Below are 17,640 nucleotides of genomic sequence, written 5' to 3' on the forward strand. Positions count from 1 at the left end.
CAGGCCAAGCGGAAGAGCATCCCGGCGGCAGCTTAGCGGGAACCGCTTTGGATGGTGCACCTACCAGCGCATCCATCAGTACCCTTGGTTCCGGCAGGGCAGCACGGCCCACCCTTTTGCCTGTGCCCGAGCGACGCACAAAAAACCAGCCCGCAGAGGAGAATATTTCACCAAAAGGCGCTCAAAAGCCAGCATCACGCACCCGCCGCTCCAAAATCTTCCCGGGTGCGTTGACGGCTATAGTTGGCAATCGGAGAGGTGCAAACCGAGGCGCCAACCGCTTTACGGATAACGGCGCAGGCGCTAATTCATCATCGGCCCTAACGGCGGCAAGCAAACCCCGCCGCCCGGCTTCCATGCGCCGCTCAGGCAGCCGGTTGGCAGGAGCTGATACTGAATCTGTGGGGGAGCAATTTGCTGCCAACGGGCAGGTCGCTTCTGCTTCAAAAACTCGTCGTCGGGGCCAGGCAGGCAAGCCCGAAAAGCTGACGTATGAGGCTTTGGCTATGCGCCGGGTGCTGCCCCCAGAGCTAGAGGCAGAGGAGCCGGAGGTAAATAAGAAGCGTCGTCCGCGCACCAAACGTACGCGCATTAACCGCACGCTTCAAAAAATGGGCGTAGAGTTGGTAGCTGGTACAGGTATTTCTTATCGTAAACTGGGCGGCATTACCACGCAGCTGCAGAGTCTGGAAAAGCCAGGAGTAAGCTATTCAGGCCATTTAGGAATGACTTACGCCCTCAACAAGCGTCTGTCGGTGATGGCCGGGGCCGGTTATGCAGAATTTGCTACCTCCTTGAATTACCAGCTAAAGAAAACTGCGCAGGACGCAGCTAAGACAGTATCCTTCCGTGATGTGCACCGGTATTTTGCGGTACCCGTGCAGGTGCAATACCAGCTCCTGGGCAACCACCGCTGGAACATTGGCACCATGGGTGGCGCTACAGTTAGCCTACGGAGTAGTTCCCGCACCACGGAAGGCAGCGCCTGTGCCTGCACTCAGCGCGACTGGGAGCCAGGGGTAGCATCCCCTTACCGTGTCACCAACATCCTGCTAACGGCAGGGGCCTTTGCCAATTACCAAATGGCGGTGGGCCAATGGTTTACTCTCCGCCCGCAGGCTCAGTATTTCCTGAACTCTATTACTGACCCAGCCCAAAATAAAACTGCTCGCCACCCCTGGAATCTCGGGGTAGAAGTAGGTGTGATGTGGGACCTAGCACCCCGCAAGAAATAATTGAACATTTCTCTCCTCTATATATTATCCTTCCCATGCAGCGCACCCTCAAGTGGCTTTCCGCCCTCCACATACTCGTTTTTTCCCTTTCTGGCTGTGAGCTTAGCCCAGATGTCGTCATCTGCGAGGATGGTACACCTCCTGTGCTAGGTACGCCGGCTACCATTCAGGAAATACCAACGAAGCTGGGCCCGCCCATGCAGTTGTTTACCTATGATCCTGCTCAGGAAAACACCTTTACTAGTACCCAAGGCACTGCGATTCTTATTCCGGCTAATGCTTTCGTGAATGAAAATGGGCAACCTATTACCACCCCGGTGCATCTGGAAATGCGGGAGGTATTTAATAAAGCCGATATGGTGCTGGCCGCCATGCCTACTATCAGCAACGGGCGCATTCTGGAGTCGGCAGGTGAGCTGTATTTGTCTCCCCAGGAAAAAGTAAAGTGGGCCGATGGCAAGACCATTGAAATGACAACTACCATCCCTCCAAGTGTCACTAGTATGAATGGCATGCGTCTATTTTCCGGTGCATCTAACCCCACGGTAGGTTGCTTCAACTGGGATCTAGTGCTGGATACGGGTTCAGCCTTAGCTGTAACGGGGCAAGCTTTGCCTCAAGCCAAAGTAACCATCAGCAGCACCTTGCTCAATACGGGTGCTACTTGGATCAACATTGATAAATTTCTCCCTGAGGCACCTAAGGACACCATTGTAGCTAACATCCCCGGTGACCCCGTTGACGTGGCTAAAAACACTATGGCCTTTGCTCTGATCCGGGACAGGAATAGCGTATTGCGGTTATGTGACTCCTCAGAGCCAGGGACTTTGCAAACACCGGGTATTCCCTTAGGTACTGCGGTTAGTGTGGTTGTAATCCGTACACTGAATAGCAAGATGTACTTTGGACGCACCAATACCATTGTAGATGGCAAAAAGTACCTCACTCCCAATATCCTGGAAATAACCCCGGAGGCTTTAGTAGACTCACTTAAGCTACTAAAGTAAATTCGGCATACCAATAAAGCGAAAGGCCCGCTTCCGGAAATCCGGAAGCGGGCCTTTTACTATAGTGTGGTCAGGCGAGCTACAAAACTTTATGCAGCGTGGCTTCCTGTTCAGCCTTTGCCTTGCCGTTTTTAGCGGCAGGTTGCTCGGCACCTTTTTCAGCCACGGGAGCATGCGGTTCCGTGCTCTGCTTTTCCTCTTGTACCTGGTCAGCCGACTTGGTGCCGTAGATATGGTCCAGGTCCTTGATCATATTATCGTCTACCTGCAGGTCTTTGAGCAGGCCTTCGCGGATGTCGTACACCAGGCCGTGCAGGCGGGGCGGGTTGTCGCCTTTCAGGGCATTCTGGATGATGCTGGTTTTGGCCAGGTTGCGCACCTGCTCCACAACGTTTAGCTCTACCAGGCGGCGCAGACGCTCGTCTTCGTCCTTAATGCGTAGGAACTCGGTTTCGTGTACCCGGATAACGTCGCGGATGTTGGTAAGCCAGTTATCGATGAGGCCGTACTGCTTGTCGGAAGCGGCGGCGGCCACGCCCCCGCAGCCATAGTGGCCCACCACCATAATATCCTGCACGCCCAGCACCTCTACGGCGTACTGCAGCACAGAAAGCAGGTTTAAATCGGTGTGCACCACCATGTTGGCAATGTTGCGGTGCACGAACATCTCGCCTGGGCCGGTGCCGGTGATGGCCGAGGCCGGCACCCGCGAATCGGAGCAGCCAATGAACAGGTAGCGGGGCTGCTGCCCGTCGGCCAGTCTTTCAAAGTATTGCGGATCGGATTGGCGCTTTGCGTCCACCCACTTGCGGTTGTTTTCCAGAATTGGCTCGATACCTTTCATGATGCAATAATAGTGGTCGGAATGTGTTGATGAAATCCCGGATAAGGGGAAATGTTTTAGTGGCCTACCGGAGTTACCTGCGGAATCTGGCGCAGTTCTAGGTCAATATCCCGCTCCAGGGCATTTACGCGGAAGTTCTCAATGGCTTCCAGCACGTCGTAGTCAATCACCTCAGAGTCAGAGCCATCGATGATAACGCGGGACCCGGGCTTGAAGCGGTCCAGCAGCTGCACGATGCTGGCCTTATTTAAAAAGGATACGTGCTCACTCAGTTTCAGGTGAAACGTGCCCGGCTCGCGGGAAGGCTCGTGGTGGAAAAAGTACGCCGACTGATAGTTGGCTTTCAGGATGAAGAACACGGCTACTACCAGCCCAATGCTGATGCCTTTCAGCAAATCACTGAACAGAATGGCCAGAATAGTGATAATGAACGGCAGGAACTGCTCCCAGCCCAGCTTCCACTGCATACGGTAGAGGGCGGGCTTGGTCAGCTTAAAGCCCACCAACAGCAAAACAGCCGCCAGCGCCGATAAGGGAATCAGATTGAGCACCGGGGCCAGCAGCAGCACACTCAGCAACAGGAACAAGCCGTGGATAAACGCCGACATTTTGGTTTGGGCGCCAGCATTGATGTTGGCCGAACTGCGCACGATAACGGCAGTCATGGGCAGGCCACCCAGCAGGGCAGCTACCATGTTTCCTACGCCCTGCGCTTTCAGCTCGCGGTTCTGGGGAGTGTGGCGCTTGTGGGGGTCCAGTTTATCCACGGCCTCTACGCTCAGCAGGGTTTCCAGGGAAGCTACCATGGCAATGGTGAAGGCCACGCCGTAGGTAGCCGGGCGCAGAAAGGCGCTCCAGTCGGGGAAGGTGAGCAGGCCACTCAGGTCGCCGAGGGAGGATACCACGGGCAGTTTTACCATGTGCTCCGGCTGCACCTGCAGCGTGGGAGCAATGGAACCCAGCAGCAGGTTCAGGCCAATAGAGCCGGCTACTACCAGCAGCGCGGCCGGCACCATTTTCACCAGCTTCAGTCGCTGCATGGCTTTGCTATCCCAGGCCAGCAGCACCAGCATAGACACGCTGCCAATCAGGATGGCGCCCGGGCTCAGTGCTTTCAGAGCATCCCCAATGGCGGAAAACGTATTTTGGCCGTCCAGCTGGAAGAAGTTGTTATCCTCGAAATAGTCGGTATCGGCCCCCAGAAAGTGGGGTATCTGCTTCAGAATCAGAATAAGGCCAATGGCGGCCAGCATGCCCCGGATAACCGACGAAGGGAAGTACATGCCAATAATACCGGCTTTCACGAAGCCCAGTATTACCTGCAGAATACCGGCCACCACGGTAGCCGCCAGCAGGGCCTCAAAGGAGCCCAGCGTTTGAATGGCCGTAAGCACAATAACGGTGAGGCCGGCCGCCGGGCCGCTCACGCTCAGCTGCGAGCCGCTCAGCCAGGATACCAGCGTACCCCCTACTATACCGGTAATGATGCCGGCCAGCAGCGGAGCGCCGGAGGCAAGCGAAATACCCAGACACAGGGGCAGGGCCACCAGAAATACCACCAGCCCGGCCGGCGCATCGTTAGCCAGTGTGCTTAGGTAGCCTCCCGGTAGCGGACTGGCGGCGGTGGTATTAGTGTCTACTTTTTCAGCCGTTTGACTCATAGCATTCTACTCTGGAGAACATGGGAAACGGGCCGGATGACCCGAATATGAACACAAGAGTAAGGCCGCATAGTTAAGGCGGTGTTAAAAGGGAATTAAATTACGATTAAAACACCCCGGGCTTATGCAAAAGGCAATATCAGCCACACCTGCGTGCCCCGCCCCAGCTGACTTTCTACCTGAATGCGCCCGCCATGCAGCTCCATGATTTTGGAGGTGAGCGGCAGGCCGATGCCGTGGCCCGGCACATTGCGCACGGCCTCGGCCCGGAAGAAAGGCACAAACACCTGCTGGCGGTCGGTTTCACTCATGCCCATGCCCTGGTCGCGCACTTCCAGGCATACGTGGCCGGGCGGGGCCGTGAGCGAGGCCACAATGGGCTGGTTATGGCCCACTGAAAACTTGCAGGCATTTTCCAGCACGTTCAGCACGGCCACCAGCAGCAGGGCCTCGTTGCCAAACACAGAATACGGTCCGGTGCGGCCATCCGGCTGAGATTCGCCAAACTCCAGATCAATGCGGCAGGTGGGGTGGCGGCGCTGCATTTCCTCGTGGGCCAGCAGCAAGAGCTCGTCAAATCGCACCTGGGTGCGGGAAATCTGGGAGGGGTCGTCGGAAGCACGGGCTATCTGCAGCAGGCCATTGGTGAGGTCTTTCAGCAGGCGAGCGGCATCCAGAAGGCTGCGCAGCACGCGGCGGTACTCCTCGGGAGTGCGCTCCTGCTGCAGCAGGGCCACTTCCAGCTCGCCAATAATGGCCGTAAGCGGAGTGCGCAGCTCATGGGAGGCATCGCGCACGAAGGTACGCTGGCCGGCAAAGGCCGTTTCCAGGCGGTCGAGGAGGCGGTTGAAGCGCTGGGCCAGGTGCGAAACTTCATCCTGCCCATCAGCCATGGAAAGCCGCTGGTGCAGGTCGGAAGCTGTAATACTATCTACTTCCTGCACAATGCGCTGCATGGGGCGCAGGGCCTGCCCGGCAAAAAACCACCCGCCAATGCCCACTCCCACCAACGAAACAAGCAGCCCGCTGAGCAGAATCACCCGCAGGGTTTCCAGTTCATGTCGGCTATCGGCATCTACGGAGGAGGCCAGCACCACAAATGTGCGCTGCTGGCGGGCATCGTGGTAGCGCAGGCCTACGGTTTGGCGGTACCCGCCTTCGCGGCGCACTACGCGGCCTTGGGTGAGCACCTGCGCCAGGAGCGCGGGCGCCACCGGCTGGTACTGACCGGCACCTTCCCGAAACACCACGCGCGGGCCATCATACACGCGCACCTGCTCCTCGGGCAGGGTGCGGTAGAACTGCCGCAGGTAGCGGCGGTAGGAGGCCCGGCTGGCTTCATCGGCCCGGTTGGCGCCATCAGCATACACGTGCCCTACCACCAGGGCCCGATCAAAGAGGTTATCAGTGAAGGCCTCGCGCCGGGCCCGGAACGTGAAAAAGTAAATCACCACTGAAAACAACAGCAGTGTAATGGCCAGAATAACGCCGAACTGTAGCGCCAGACGAGTGCGGATGGTCATAGGTCAGTAGGGGCCGGTTGTTGGCTTGTAATAGGTTTTCCTGGCATTGAAAACTCTTCATGAAGAACTAACAACCGGCAACTCATTAATCTTCCTTCAACACATAGCCCATACCCACCAAGGTGTGAATGAGCTTGGGGGAAAAGTCCTTATCAATCTTCTTGCGCAGAAAGTTGATGTAGACATCAATAACATTGGAACCGGTATCGAAAGACGTTTCCCAGACCTGCTCCAGAATATCAACGCGGGACACCACGCGGCCCTGGTTGCGCAGCAGAAAATGCAGCAGGGCAAACTCCCGGGCCGTGAGCTGAATCAGCTGCCCGCCCCGGGTCACGATTTTGCGCGTGGAGTCCAGGGTTAAGTCGGCCAGCCGCAGCACGGCTTCGGCCGCCGGGCCCTCGTGCCCGCGCCGCGTGAGGGCCCTAATGCGCGCCAGCAGCTCCTGAAAAGCAAAGGGCTTTACCAGGTAGTCATCGGCGCCGGCATCCAGGCCCCGGATTTTATCATCGGTTTCGCCCAGAGCCGTGAGCATGAGAATGGGCACGCGGGTATTCTCGGCCCGGATGCGCCGGCAGACATCCAGCCCGTTCAGGCCGGGCAGCATCTGGTCCAGAATAATCAGGTCGTACTGCCCCTCAAAGGCCTTATGCAGGCCCTGCAGCCCATCCATGGCTACATCTACGGTATGCGTTTGCTCACTGAGACCTTTATACAGAAAGGCTGCCACTTTGGGCTCGTCTTCTACCAGCAGAATCTTCATACAACAGGGTTAGGGGGCCCAAAATACGGGGTTTAGTTGCAGTACATCTACCGTGGCGCTGGCCGCTCAGTGTAGCTATTCCCTAAAGCGCTATATCGACCTAATTCAATACAATTTTTTGTAAGAATAATTTAAATACATCTTGACTTTATGAATCAAATCCTATAGGTTTAAAGAATTATTCTATCAGTGGTTTTTTAACAACTTCTAACAAAATAGTCTTCTCCTCCATTTTTCCCGGAGTGCCTGTCCTGATCTTTTTCACTTGTCTGCCACCGTCGTCATGCGCTGTTTCCCACCTTCTATCCGGTATTTTGTGTTGTTGATGAGTGTGATTTTCTCCAGTTGTGTGAGCCAGAAGGAGCTTCCTTACCTGCAGGACTCGCAGTACTCCACCTCCACCCCGGTGATGGTAGATAATACCCCGCCTACCTATAAGGTGCAGGCTAATGATATTATGTCCATCCAGGTGCAAAGCACGCAGGCGGTGCTCAGTTCCATCTTTAATCCTACCAACGTCAACGCCTTTCTAAGCGCCGACCCCGGCAACATGTATCTGACAGGCTATTCCGTTGATGCGCAGGGGTTTATTCACCTACCCACCATTGGGCCGCTGAAAGTAACGGGGCTTACGCTGGCGGAGGTGCAAAACCTGGTTCAGAAGGAAGTAAGCCGCTATGTGAAGGATGCCAACGTGCTGGTTAAAATCTCCAGCTTCAAGGTTACCATTTTGGGTGACGTGCGGAGCCCCGGGCGCTACTACATCTATAACGGGCAGGCCACGGTGCTGGAAGCCCTCGGCATGGCCGGCGACCTGAACCGCCTGGCCAACCGCAAGAACGTGAAGCTGATCCGCCAGACGCCCGCGGGCTCAGAAGTAGTGCTGCTGAACCTCACGGACCCTAATCTGCTCAAGTCGCGGTACTACTATATGCTCCCCAACGATGCGCTGTACGTGGAGCCGCTGAAGGTGCAGAACGAACGCGCCAACCTGGCCAATCTGGGTCTGGTTTTCTCGGGCATCACCACTTTAGCCCTGCTGCTTAACTATCTGAATGTGAACCTTTGATATTAGTGAAGTCCTCCCATCACCCCCACTTCTTTATCACTATTGCCCATGGACCCACAAGCTGCTTCCGACGGAATTGACCTCCATCAGCTATTATTTCGGATACGCACCCGGTGGCCCCTGGTAGTGGGGTGTTTGCTGGTAGCCTTCATAGGGGCTTTCCTATACCTGCAGGTGAAAACGCCGATATACGACTTCAAGTCCACCATGATGCTCGGCTCGCAGACCAGCGGCTCCAAGCAGGCTCAGGAACTGCTGAAGCTGCTGGAAATAAGGGACAAGAGCGTGAAGATGGAGGATGAAATCGGTATGATTACCTCCCTGGCCATGGTGCAGAAAACCATGAAGCGCCTGCCCCATTTCACCACCTCCTACTTTGTGGTGCCGGATACGTGGGTCAATGCCGCCTTCCCCCTGAAAAAACGGGAACTGGCCATGGAGTCGTCGCCCTTTCGGATAACGCCTTTACCTAATACACCCCAGCTGGTGGATGTGCCCATTCGGATAGATATCCTGCCTGATGGGCGCTACCAGGTACGGGCCGATGCAGACAAAGGAGAGCTGAAGAACCTGCAAACGGGCGCTGTTCTGCGCCGCGTTGCCAATGTTCATATCAATGAAACGGTGAGTGCCGGTCACGAGCTGAAGCACCCGCTGCTTTCCGTACGCATCGACCCCAATCAGGTGGTAGAAGGCGGTGAGAAGGGGCAATACTTTGTGAAGCTGCAGGACATGATGAGTGTGGTGGTAAACCAGCTACAGGGCCTTTCAGCGCGGGCCATCGACCATGAATCGCACATTATTCAGCTGATGGCGTCCGGCCCAGTCCCGAAGCAGCAGCAACAGTTTCTGGATACGCTGATGAGTGTGATGCTGGCCGATGAAGTGCAGGACAAAAACCGCGTGGGCCAGCGCACCCTGGATTTTCTGGATGGTGAAATTGCCAAGATGGCGGCCTTACGGCAGCAGGCCTCCCAGGACCTGAGCGCCTTCCGCACCTCCCGCGGCGTGGTAAACGTGGATGCGCAATCCTCTAACCGCGTGTCGCAGCTCACCAATCTGCAGCTGGAACGCTCCCGCGTGGCTACCCAGCGCAAGTATTACCAGAACATGCTCAGCTACCTCCGCAGCAACCGCAGCCTTAACCAAGTCGTGTCGCCGGCCAGCATGGGTATCTCTGACCCCGTGCTGAACCAGATGGTGCTGCAGCTGGCCGAGCTCAGCTCGCAGAAAGCGGCGCTGGGTGTAAATGCCAGCGCCGACAACCCCATGGTAACGGTGCTGGATGAAAGAATTAAATCGACCCGCGAAGCCCTGAACCAGACCCTGTCTAACCTGCTGCGAACCAGTGATATTGGCCTCAACGACCTGGAAAGTCAGGTAAACCAGGTGCGCGGCGACCTGAACCGCCTGCCCGAAGACGAGCGGCGCCTGGCCATGCTGCAAAGCAAGTCTGACTTCAACGACAAGAACTACAACTTCCTGCTGGAAAAGCGCACGGAAGCCGCCATTGCCCTGGCTACCAACTCCACCGATAAGAAAATTGTAGACCATGCCCTCATGCAAGGCAACGGGCCCTCCTCGCCCAAGCCCATGTTTGTGGGGCTCATTGCCCTGCTTTCCGGCCTGATAGTGCCCATTGGTATTCTGCTGGTGACGCAGAAAGTAAACCGGCGCATTCAGAGCAAGGAAGACCTGGCCCGCGTAACAGACATTCCCCTGCTGGGCGTGGTGGCGCATGCTTCCAAGGCCGATAAGCAGCAGATGGTGCATGAGCCCAAAGGCCTGGTGGCCGAATCTTTCCGCTCCATTCGGGTGAACCTGCAGTACCTCTCGGGCGGGCTGGAGAAAAAGCTGATTGGGGTTACCTCCTCCGTGCCCGGGGAGGGCAAGAGCTTCTGCGCCGTAAACCTGGCCGCCGAGCTGGCCCACTCCGGCCGCCGCGTAATACTGGTGGAAACCGACCTGCGCCAGCCTACCATGGCCACCTATTTCGCCATGCCGCCCTCCGATAAGGGCCTAGCTACTTACCTCAGCGGCTTGACCAGCTTTGAAGACAGCGTGCGGCCTTCCGGTGTAGAACTGCTGGATGTGATGACCTGCGGCATTATCCCGCCCAATGCTACCCAGCTGCTGGAAACCCCGCGCATGGCCGAGCTGCTGGAGCGCCTCCGCGCCGAGTACGACTACATTGTGCTGGACACCCCGCCGGTAGGCTACGTGGCGGAGTATTTTGTGCTGATGCGCTTCCTGGACGCCAACATTTACGTGGTGCGCCAGAACTACACCGACCTCTCCCTGCTCAGCCAGATAAACGACCTGCACTTGGAGCAGAAAATCAAAAACGTGTTCCTGATTATCAATGACGTGCACTTCGCCAAAACCTACGAGTACCGGCACCGCACCAAAGCCTATAGCTACGGGTATTCGCACTAACTAAGCCCAGACTCAGGGTACCTCTCCCTCGCTTCTCTCCCTGCCCTATGTCAACCCAGCTCACCACCACGCCACCTCCCGCCACCGCGGCCCCCGGCAGCCTGACGGGAGCGGCCATACAGGGCATGAAGTGGACGACCATGGCAACGCTGGCCACCTCCGTGCTACAGGTAGGTTACACTGCCGTAATGGCCCGACTGCTTACCCCCGCCGATTTTGGTCTGGTGGCGCTGGCGGCTATTTTCATGCGGTTTGGGGGCTACTTTGCCCAAATGGGGATGGAGCAGGCTCTTATCCAGAAAGCCACCCTGACCACCGCCGATGTCCGGGCTGCTTTTACCTCGGCGGTGGGGCTGGGCTTGTTTTTTGCCGGCTTGCTCTGGTTGCTGGCTCCTGTGGGTGGGCGCGCTTTCTCACAGCCGGGTGTGGTGCCCATTATCCATGCCATGTCGGTGGGCCTGGTGCTGATGGGCATTTATGCCACCTCCGTGAGTTTGCTGCGCCGCCAGATGCGCTTCCGTACGCTAGCCATTATGGAGGTCAGCACCTTTGTGCTGAGCTACGGGGGTGTGGGTATTACCATGGCGTGGCTGGGCTACGGGGCCTGGAGTTTGGTGGGCACACAGCTAAGCCAAAGCCTGTTGCTGCTGATTTTGGGCTACGCCGTTACCCGGCATTCCATTAAGCCCTTGTTTAGCTGGCAGGTATACCGCCCCCTGGTGCGGTATGGCGGCTGGTCATCGATAGCTAGCTTTTGTGAATACATGACCGGCGAGCTGGATAAAATGGCCATCAGCCGCCTGTGGGGCGGGGCGGCGCTGGGCCTCTACAGCCGTGCCGCCATGCTTATTGCCCTGCCAGCCTATACCCTCACGGCCAGCGTTACCCGCGTGGCCCTGCCCTCCTTCAGCCAGGTGCAGGACGACCGGCCCCGCCTGCGCGGTGCCTACCTGCGCAGCGTGGGCCTCACGGGCGTACTGATTATGCCGCTCTGCCTGGGCGCCGCCGTGGCGGCTCCCGAGCTGGTTCGCGTGATGCTGGGCCCGCAATGGATGGACGCCGTGCCCATTTTCCGGGTGATATGCCTGCTGTACAGCCTGAGCACCATGAATATGTTTGCCGTAACGGTGTGCGATGCTACCGCCAACCTGAGCCGCAAGTTGGCGCTTACACTCACGCATGCCGCTTCCTTACTGGCGCTGTTTGTACTGCTGCGTGGTTTTGGGCTGGTAGGCATTGCACTTGCGGTGCTGCTGGGCGAGGTGCTGCGCACGGGTTTCTATCTGATTTTGATGCGCCGGGTACTGGCGGTGGAGCTCACCACCCTGGCGCGCTGCTATGTACCGCCCCTGCTGCTGGGCGCCGGAGTAGCTGCCACCATAGCCATGGTGGCCAGCGCGCTGCGAGTTGCCATGGCGCCTCTGCCCCTGGTTTTTGCCGCCGAGCTGATTACCGGCGCCATCACCCTGCCCTGCCTGATTCTGTTGCTTCCGCTGCCCACCCTACAGGCGGAGGTAGCCAATCTACTGGGCCACCTGAACACCCGCACGGTGCCCGTGGTGGGGCCGGTTCTCACCTGGCTTCATCGTCAGCTACTTCCCTCCTCGCTACCGGCTTAACCCTGGCTGGTATTTCCTTAAGCCACCCTGCTGTCTGCTTTTATCCTTATGTCTGCGTCTGCTACTTCCTATTCTTCGTCGGTTGCCGCCGCTCAGCCCAGCCGGGTGACCGGGCCGGAAAAACCGGTGCGCCGTCCCCGGCTGAAGGTGCTATGGATGGCGCAGTACCCCTACCCCAATGCAGGCATGGGGCACCCGGCCCCGTGGGTAGCCGCATTGGCCGCCGGCCTGCGGGAGCTGCCGGAAATAGAGCTTACCATTCTCGATTGGCATCCTGGACTTAATAAGCCGATGGATGAATTTGATAAGGACGGCATTAACTTTATTTACCTGAGGGCCCCTTCCTTCCGGCAGGACTTGCTCACGCTTTATACCCAACGGGTGCATTCGGCGAGGAAATACCTGCGCCGGCATCATCAGGCGTATGATGTGCTGCACCTGCATGGCTCGGAATGGCAGCTGCCGGCGGTAGTGCCCGGGCTGGAGCGGCCTGTGGTGCTCTCGGTGCAGGGCGTGATAACAGAGTACCTGCGCTACCTGCCCCAAACCTGGTCGAGGCTGGGCATTTCCTGGAAAATAGGCGAGTTCTATGAGCGGCGCTATCTGCCCTCGGTGCACGAGTTTATCTGTCGCACAGCCTGGGATAAAGCCCTGATGGCCAAGCTGAGCCTCGGTGCCCGCATTCACCATAATTGGGAAATGATGCGCCCGGAGTTCTATGAAACAGCCCCCGCTGTTGATGTGCGCCCGCAGGTGCTGTATACGGGCGGTAATCAGCTGATGAAAGGCTTTCAGGAAGTAGTAGCGGCCTATGCGCTGATTCGGCAGCAAAGTCCGCTGAAGCTGGTAATGGCGGGCCGGGTGACTTTAGAAGAAGTCAATCAGGAGGCCCGCAAGTTAGGGGTAGCGCCGTTTTCGGCCGATGAGGTGGAGTGTGTGGGATTCTGCAATGCCCGGCAGCTGGCGGACCTCATGCGGCAGTCCTTCTGCCTGCTGCACCCCTCCTACATCGATAACAGCCCGAACACTGTGTGCGAAGCCCAGCTGCTGGGCCTGCCGGTAGTGGCAACCAACGTGGGCGGTGTCCCAGACCTGATTGAGCCTGATACAACCGGCTTACTCAGCGACCTGGCCCCGCGCAACCTGGCGGACCAGGTGCTGCGGCTATACCATAGCCCGGAGCTGGCCCATACCCTGCGGCAGGAAAGCCGGCAGGTAGCCACCATCCGGCACGACAGAGAAACCATTGTACGGCGTACGATAGACATTTATCACACGATTAGCTGACCTCTCCGCGCATGAAAATCAGATTTGGCATTCCCCGCGGCCTGTACCTGTTTGGCGTTCTGTTCATGAGCAGAATCTACACCGAGTTCTTTGTCGCTTCGGAGCAGGCTCCCATTCTAAGAGTTTATGCCTTCGCCATCCTGGGCATTACCATGTGGGTGACGGTGCGCAATCTGCGCTACCTCACCGGCACTATGCGCTGGTGGCTGGGCCTCACGCTGCTGAGCCTGAGCCTGCTGGCGCTGGAGTCCTATGCAGGCTGGGGACAGTGGTTTGTGTACCTGCACGTGTTCAGCAAGCTCACCGATTTTCTCCTGGTTTTTGGCATGTATGCCTATTACCAGCACAAGGGCCTGCCCGGCCTTAAGCTGCTGATTGGCACCATTCCGCTGATTCTCCTGCTGAACCTGATTATTTATCACCCGGAAACCTTCACCATGGAGGGCTTCCTGGAACAGGAAAGAGGAGTTTCTTCCGCCTCCGCTTTCCTGCTCATCCTGCCGCTCCTGTATTTCCTGAATACCTATTTCAAAAATGGTTCGCTGCTTGTCCTGGTGGCCTTTTTTGGTACGCTAAGTCTGATTGTGTTTTTGCAGCACCGCACGGTTTGGGTAACCACCGGCGTGCTGCTGATTGTAGATGTGCTGATGCTGCAACGCACCACTTCGGTGCGGCCTACTTTCAAGCGGCTGGTGCCCATGCTGGTGCTGCCAGTAATGGTAGTTTCCCTGGGCGGCCTGGCTATTGTGCTCAATAACGAAGCCGTACAGAAGAAATTCGAGCAAAACATAGCCGACATTCAAAACCCGGATAAGCAGGGCACGGGCAGCTTTCGCCTGAATCAGTTTGAAGCTTATATCCCCTTTATCCAAGAGTATCCTATTGCGGGCATGCGGCTGGAAGGCTTTGAGTTGCCGGTGCAGTTTTACCACAGCAACACCGGCGAGCAGGTGTGGGCCAACGGCACCGGCCACCACTTTCACAGCTTCTATGTAGACCGCCTTTTCTACTTCGGGCTGTTGGGGTTGCTGCTGGCATTGGGCCCGCCTATTTACCTGGTTATTAAAAGGCTGCGACAACCAGAACCCATGACCCTGGAGGCCGTTACGCTGGTGACTTATGCCTGCGGCGGCCTGATTTACGGGGTATCCTATAACTGGCCCGATTACTACCTGGGGCTGCTGGGTCTGGCGCTGGCCGCCGCAACCGTAGCCGACACTGTTCCGGCGCCCGCGCCCGCTCCTACTCGTACTGTTTCCCGCCAACCACAGCTAGCTCATGGCTCCATTCCCTCTGTCCTGCTCCACAGCTGATCGGGGGCCGGCCGTTCTGTTCGTCATCTTTAACCGCCCCGAGCTAACCCGCCGGTCCTTCGAGGCCATTCGGGCGGCCCGGCCGGCCCGCCTGTACGTGGCCGCCGACGGCCCCCGCCCCAGCCGCCCCCACGAGGCGGAGCTGTGCGCGCACACCCGCGCCGTGGTAACGGAGGGTCTGGACTGGCCCTGCCAGCTGCATACTTTATTTCAACCTGCCAATCTGGGGTGCAGCCGGGGGGTGTCCAGGGGCATCAACTGGTTTTTTGAGCAGGAGCGCGAAGGCATTATTCTGGAAGACGACTGCGTGGCCGGGCCCGACTTTTTCCCATTCTGCCAGGAGCTGCTGGCCCGCTACCGCCACGATACGCGGGTGATGCATATTGGCGGCAATAACCTATTCCAGGATGCTCAGCCGCATTCCGCTCCCGCCGATTCCTACTCCTTTTCCAGCCAGGTACATTCCTGGGGCTGGGCTACGTGGCGGCGTGCCTGGCAGCTGTATGACTTTGAGTACGCTCAACTGCCCGAACTGCGCCGGCGCGGGCTGCTCAGCAGCATGTACCCCTCGGTCCTGCAGCGGTATTACTGGCTGCAGAAGTTTGAAGCTATGCGCCGGGAAGCCTACCCACCCCATACCTGGGATTATCAGTGGCACTTTACGGTAGCGGCCAACTCCGGCCTGGCCATTATTCCGGCGGTGAACCTGGTGCAGAACATTGGCTCCGGGCCCGATGCCACGCATACCGTCAGTGCCACCCACCATGTGGCCGGGCACACGCGCTACCGGCTCTGCTTCCCGTTGCGGCACCCCACCCCCGTCCTCTGCGACTATGCCCGCGACGAGCGCCAGTTCCGGCAGTTTCTGGCGGGCCGGGTTCTGGCCCGCTTCACCCGGCTGCTCAGGTGGCCGGAAAAGTGGCGACTCCGGCGGCGGGCCTCTTCTGATGCGTTGCCGGCAACCAGCTACTCCGTACCCGCCACTTAGGCGCTTCGCCAGGTTGCACTGCCCCACTTTCCGCCTCTTTCTCTTCCATCGTAGCTTCTCCCTGTCCCATGCTCTACGTTATTATTCCGGTATTCAACCGCTGGGCGTTTACGCAGGCTTGCTTAACCTCGCTGCGGCAGCAAACCACGCAGAGCTTCCGCGTGATTGTGGTAGATGATGGCTCTACGGATGGCACGGCCGGGGCGCTGGCGCGGGAGTTTCCGGAGGTGGAAATGCTGCGCGGCACCGGGGAGCTATTCTGGACGGCCGCCGTGAATATGGGCATCCGGCAGGCCCTGGCCCACGGCGCAACCCACGTCCTCACCCTGAACAACGACGTGGTGGTAACCCCTACTTTCCTGGAGAAAATGTTGCTCTGGGCCCGGCGGCAGCCTCACGCGGTGCTGGGCGCGCTGGAGCTGGATGCCACCACCCGGCAGCCCATTTATGGGGGTGAGCAGTTCAGCTGGCTCACGCACCGCAGCGCCTTCCTGCTGCAGCAGCTCCCCGCCGATGAGCGCCAGGGCCTGCACCCGGTAACTTACCTGCCGGGCCGGGGTCTGCTGATTCCGGCGGACGTACTGCGTACCATCGGGCTCTTTGATGAGCGCCGCCTGCCACACTACCTCGCCGATTACGACTATACCAGTGTAGCCCGCCGGCGCGGCTTTCCGGTGTATATGAACTACGATGCGCACCTGCTGACCTACCCCGAGGAAAGCGGCCAGCAGCAAACCCGCCGCCAGCGCAGTATGCGGGGCTACTATCAGCATTTGTTTAGCATTCGCGGGGGCGGCAACCTGCGCAATTTCACCTACTTCGCCTGCAAAAACTGCCCGCTCCTTTTGCTGCCTCTGTTCCTGCTGATTGGCTACGTGCGGCGGCTGGGCGGGTATTTTCTGCCCCATAAGCTGGCCTGAGTCTTTAAGTTAATTCCCTACTTATCAGATTCTACTGGTAGCAGCGCTATTGATTTCCCGTACTATGGTTATTCTCGTGAAACGTACCGGACAGTTAGGCAACCGCCTGTTTCTGTTCGCCCATTTTATCAGCAATGCGGCGGAGTACGGCTACGAGTTGTGCAACCCCAGCTTTGGGACGTACGCGCCTTTCTTTGAAGCTACGGCCAGCGGGGAGTTTGGCGGCCTGCCGGTTTCCCTGCATCCGTTTGGCAGGCAACGGGCGCAGCTCGATAAAGTATTTGGCCTGCTGCAGCACCCCAGGGCATTCCGCCTGCTAAGCAGCGCGGCGCGGCTGGTGCCTTCCAGCCGTCTCACGCTGGTGCATTCCGCCGATGAGGGGAATACCTGCTTCGATCTGAACCAGCCGGAATACCTGGCACAGGCGCGCAGCAGCAGCATTGTGCTGGCCCACGGCTGGCTGTTCCGGGATAAGCGCCACTTTGTACGGCAGGCCCCCCGTCTGCGGCAGCTGTTTGCCCCCATAGCGCCCCACCGCCACGCCGTGGCCGCCCTGCTGGAGCAGGTGCGCCAGACGGCCGATGTGGTGGTGGGCGTGCACCTGCGCCGCGGCGACTACGCCCACTTTGCCGGGGGTGCCTTCTACTATACCAATGCTACCTACGCCCGCGCCATGCGCCAGCTGCGCGACCAGTTGCCACCTCGCCAGCGGGTGGCCTTCCTGCTCTGTTCCAATGAGGAAGTAGACCCCGCTGATTTTGCCGGGTTAGCGGTGCACCGCCCCACCGGGCACTTCGTGGAAGACCTCTACGCCCTGGCCGGCTGCGACTATATTATGGGCCCGCCCAGCTCTTACTCACTCTGGGCATCCTTCTATGGCCAGGTGCCCCTGCTGCATCTGCAAAATGCCCAACAACCGGTAGCACTATCTGAATTTGAGGTTTTTCTGGATACCTAAACCTTCTCCCGATGTTT

At 58.2% G+C, this 17,640-nt stretch carries 14 protein-coding genes; 10 read left to right on the forward strand and 4 right to left on the reverse strand.

Annotation, left to right across the window (positions count from 1 at the left end):
- The first annotated feature begins 356 nt into the window (after window positions 1-356).
- Both AM218_RS08535 and AM218_RS08540 read left to right on the forward strand, forming a co-directional pair.
- The gene (locus AM218_RS08535) at window positions 357-1,235 is read left to right on the forward strand and encodes a hypothetical protein (RefSeq protein WP_157547586.1); all 879 of its coding nucleotides are present in this window, start codon (window positions 357-359) and stop codon (window positions 1,233-1,235) included.
- A 35-nt stretch (window positions 1,236-1,270) separates the two neighbouring features.
- Window positions 1,271-2,242 carry a hypothetical protein gene (locus AM218_RS08540; RefSeq protein ID WP_157547587.1) on the forward strand — a complete coding sequence of 324 codons (972 nt, stop codon included), beginning with the start codon at window positions 1,271-1,273 and terminating at the stop codon, window positions 2,240-2,242.
- 79 nt (window positions 2,243-2,321) lie between these two features.
- Here AM218_RS08540 and AM218_RS08545 read toward each other — a convergent pair whose 3' ends face one another.
- The 4 genes from AM218_RS08545 to AM218_RS08560 all read right to left on the reverse strand — a co-directional run bounded on the left by AM218_RS08545 (window position 2,322) and on the right by AM218_RS08560 (window position 7,033).
- The gene (locus tag AM218_RS08545) at window positions 2,322-3,086 is read right to left on the reverse strand and encodes a carbonic anhydrase (protein ID WP_316937412.1); all 765 of its coding nucleotides are present in this window, start codon (window positions 3,084-3,086) and stop codon (window positions 2,322-2,324) included.
- Window positions 3,087-3,142: 56 nt separating this feature from the next.
- Entirely contained in the window at window positions 3,143-4,747 is a 1,605-nt protein-coding gene (locus AM218_RS08550; RefSeq protein ID WP_082318141.1) for a SulP family inorganic anion transporter, read from the reverse strand.
- 122 nt (window positions 4,748-4,869) lie between these two features.
- Complete coding sequence (locus AM218_RS08555; protein WP_054413488.1) at window positions 4,870-6,270, reverse strand: sensor histidine kinase; 1,401 nt, start codon at window positions 6,268-6,270, stop codon at window positions 4,870-4,872.
- Window positions 6,271-6,355: 85 nt separating this feature from the next.
- Window positions 6,356-7,033, reverse strand: a complete 678-nt coding sequence (locus AM218_RS08560; protein ID WP_054413489.1) for a response regulator — start codon at window positions 7,031-7,033, stop codon at window positions 6,356-6,358.
- 283 nt (window positions 7,034-7,316) lie between these two features.
- Here AM218_RS08560 and AM218_RS08565 point away from each other — a divergent pair, with 283 nt between their 5' ends.
- The 8 genes from AM218_RS08565 to AM218_RS08600 all read left to right on the forward strand — a co-directional run bounded on the left by AM218_RS08565 (window position 7,317) and on the right by AM218_RS08600 (window position 17,623).
- Window positions 7,317-8,102, forward strand: coding sequence for a polysaccharide biosynthesis/export family protein (locus AM218_RS08565; protein ID WP_054413490.1), 786 nt, complete (start codon window positions 7,317-7,319; stop codon window positions 8,100-8,102).
- Window positions 8,103-8,150: 48 nt separating this feature from the next.
- Window positions 8,151-10,538 (forward strand): GumC family protein, encoded by a 2,388-nt coding sequence (locus AM218_RS08570; protein ID WP_071843738.1) that lies wholly within the window; start codon window positions 8,151-8,153, stop codon window positions 10,536-10,538.
- A gap of 47 nt (window positions 10,539-10,585) precedes the next feature.
- The gene (locus tag AM218_RS08575; protein ID WP_054413492.1) at window positions 10,586-12,157 is read left to right on the forward strand and encodes a lipopolysaccharide biosynthesis protein; all 1,572 of its coding nucleotides are present in this window, start codon (window positions 10,586-10,588) and stop codon (window positions 12,155-12,157) included.
- 48 nt (window positions 12,158-12,205) lie between these two features.
- Window positions 12,206-13,444, forward strand: a complete 1,239-nt coding sequence (locus AM218_RS08580) for a glycosyltransferase family 4 protein (RefSeq protein WP_054413493.1) — start codon at window positions 12,206-12,208, stop codon at window positions 13,442-13,444.
- 11 nt (window positions 13,445-13,455) lie between these two features.
- Complete coding sequence (locus tag AM218_RS08585) at window positions 13,456-14,757, forward strand: O-antigen ligase family protein (protein ID WP_054413494.1); 1,302 nt, start codon at window positions 13,456-13,458, stop codon at window positions 14,755-14,757.
- Complete coding sequence (locus AM218_RS08590) at window positions 14,723-15,745, forward strand: glycosyltransferase family 2 protein (RefSeq protein ID WP_054413495.1); 1,023 nt, start codon at window positions 14,723-14,725, stop codon at window positions 15,743-15,745. The genes AM218_RS08585 and AM218_RS08590 overlap by 35 nt, the downstream gene beginning before the upstream one ends.
- A 68-nt stretch (window positions 15,746-15,813) precedes the next feature.
- Window positions 15,814-16,665: a glycosyltransferase family 2 protein gene (locus tag AM218_RS08595; RefSeq protein WP_054413496.1), complete on the forward strand. Its 852-nt coding sequence runs from the start codon at window positions 15,814-15,816 to the stop codon at window positions 16,663-16,665.
- Between the two features lie 76 nt (window positions 16,666-16,741).
- Window positions 16,742-17,623 (forward strand): O-fucosyltransferase family protein, encoded by an 882-nt coding sequence (locus AM218_RS08600; protein WP_197273933.1) that lies wholly within the window; start codon window positions 16,742-16,744, stop codon window positions 17,621-17,623.
- Window positions 17,624-17,640 lie beyond the last annotated feature (17 nt).

The organism is Hymenobacter sp. DG25A, from assembly GCF_001280305.1.
GTDB lineage: Bacteria > Bacteroidota > Bacteroidia > Cytophagales > Hymenobacteraceae > Hymenobacter.

Coding starts and splice junctions, on each gene's coding strand:
- AM218_RS08555 (WP_054413488.1), bottom strand. CDS start 6,270: ATGACCATCCGCACTCGTCTGGCGCTACAGTTCGGCGTTATTCTGGCC.
- AM218_RS08590 (WP_054413495.1), top strand. CDS start 14,723: ATGGCTCCATTCCCTCTGTCCTGCTCCACAGCTGATCGGGGGCCGGCC.
- AM218_RS08545 (WP_316937412.1), bottom strand. CDS start 3,086: ATGAAAGGTATCGAGCCAATTCTGGAAAACAACCGCAAGTGGGTGGAC.
- AM218_RS08560 (WP_054413489.1), bottom strand. CDS start 7,033: ATGAAGATTCTGCTGGTAGAAGACGAGCCCAAAGTGGCAGCCTTTCTG.
- AM218_RS08580 (WP_054413493.1), top strand. CDS start 12,206: ATGTCTGCGTCTGCTACTTCCTATTCTTCGTCGGTTGCCGCCGCTCAG.
- AM218_RS08575 (WP_054413492.1), top strand. CDS start 10,586: ATGTCAACCCAGCTCACCACCACGCCACCTCCCGCCACCGCGGCCCCC.
- AM218_RS08570 (WP_071843738.1), top strand. CDS start 8,151: ATGGACCCACAAGCTGCTTCCGACGGAATTGACCTCCATCAGCTATTA.
- AM218_RS08565 (WP_054413490.1), top strand. CDS start 7,317: ATGCGCTGTTTCCCACCTTCTATCCGGTATTTTGTGTTGTTGATGAGT.
- AM218_RS08535 (WP_157547586.1), top strand. CDS start 357: ATGCGCCGCTCAGGCAGCCGGTTGGCAGGAGCTGATACTGAATCTGTG.
- AM218_RS08550 (WP_082318141.1), bottom strand. CDS start 4,747: ATGAGTCAAACGGCTGAAAAAGTAGACACTAATACCACCGCCGCCAGT.
- AM218_RS08540 (WP_157547587.1), top strand. CDS start 1,271: ATGCAGCGCACCCTCAAGTGGCTTTCCGCCCTCCACATACTCGTTTTT.
- AM218_RS08585 (WP_054413494.1), top strand. CDS start 13,456: ATGAAAATCAGATTTGGCATTCCCCGCGGCCTGTACCTGTTTGGCGTT.
- AM218_RS08595 (WP_054413496.1), top strand. CDS start 15,814: ATGCTCTACGTTATTATTCCGGTATTCAACCGCTGGGCGTTTACGCAG.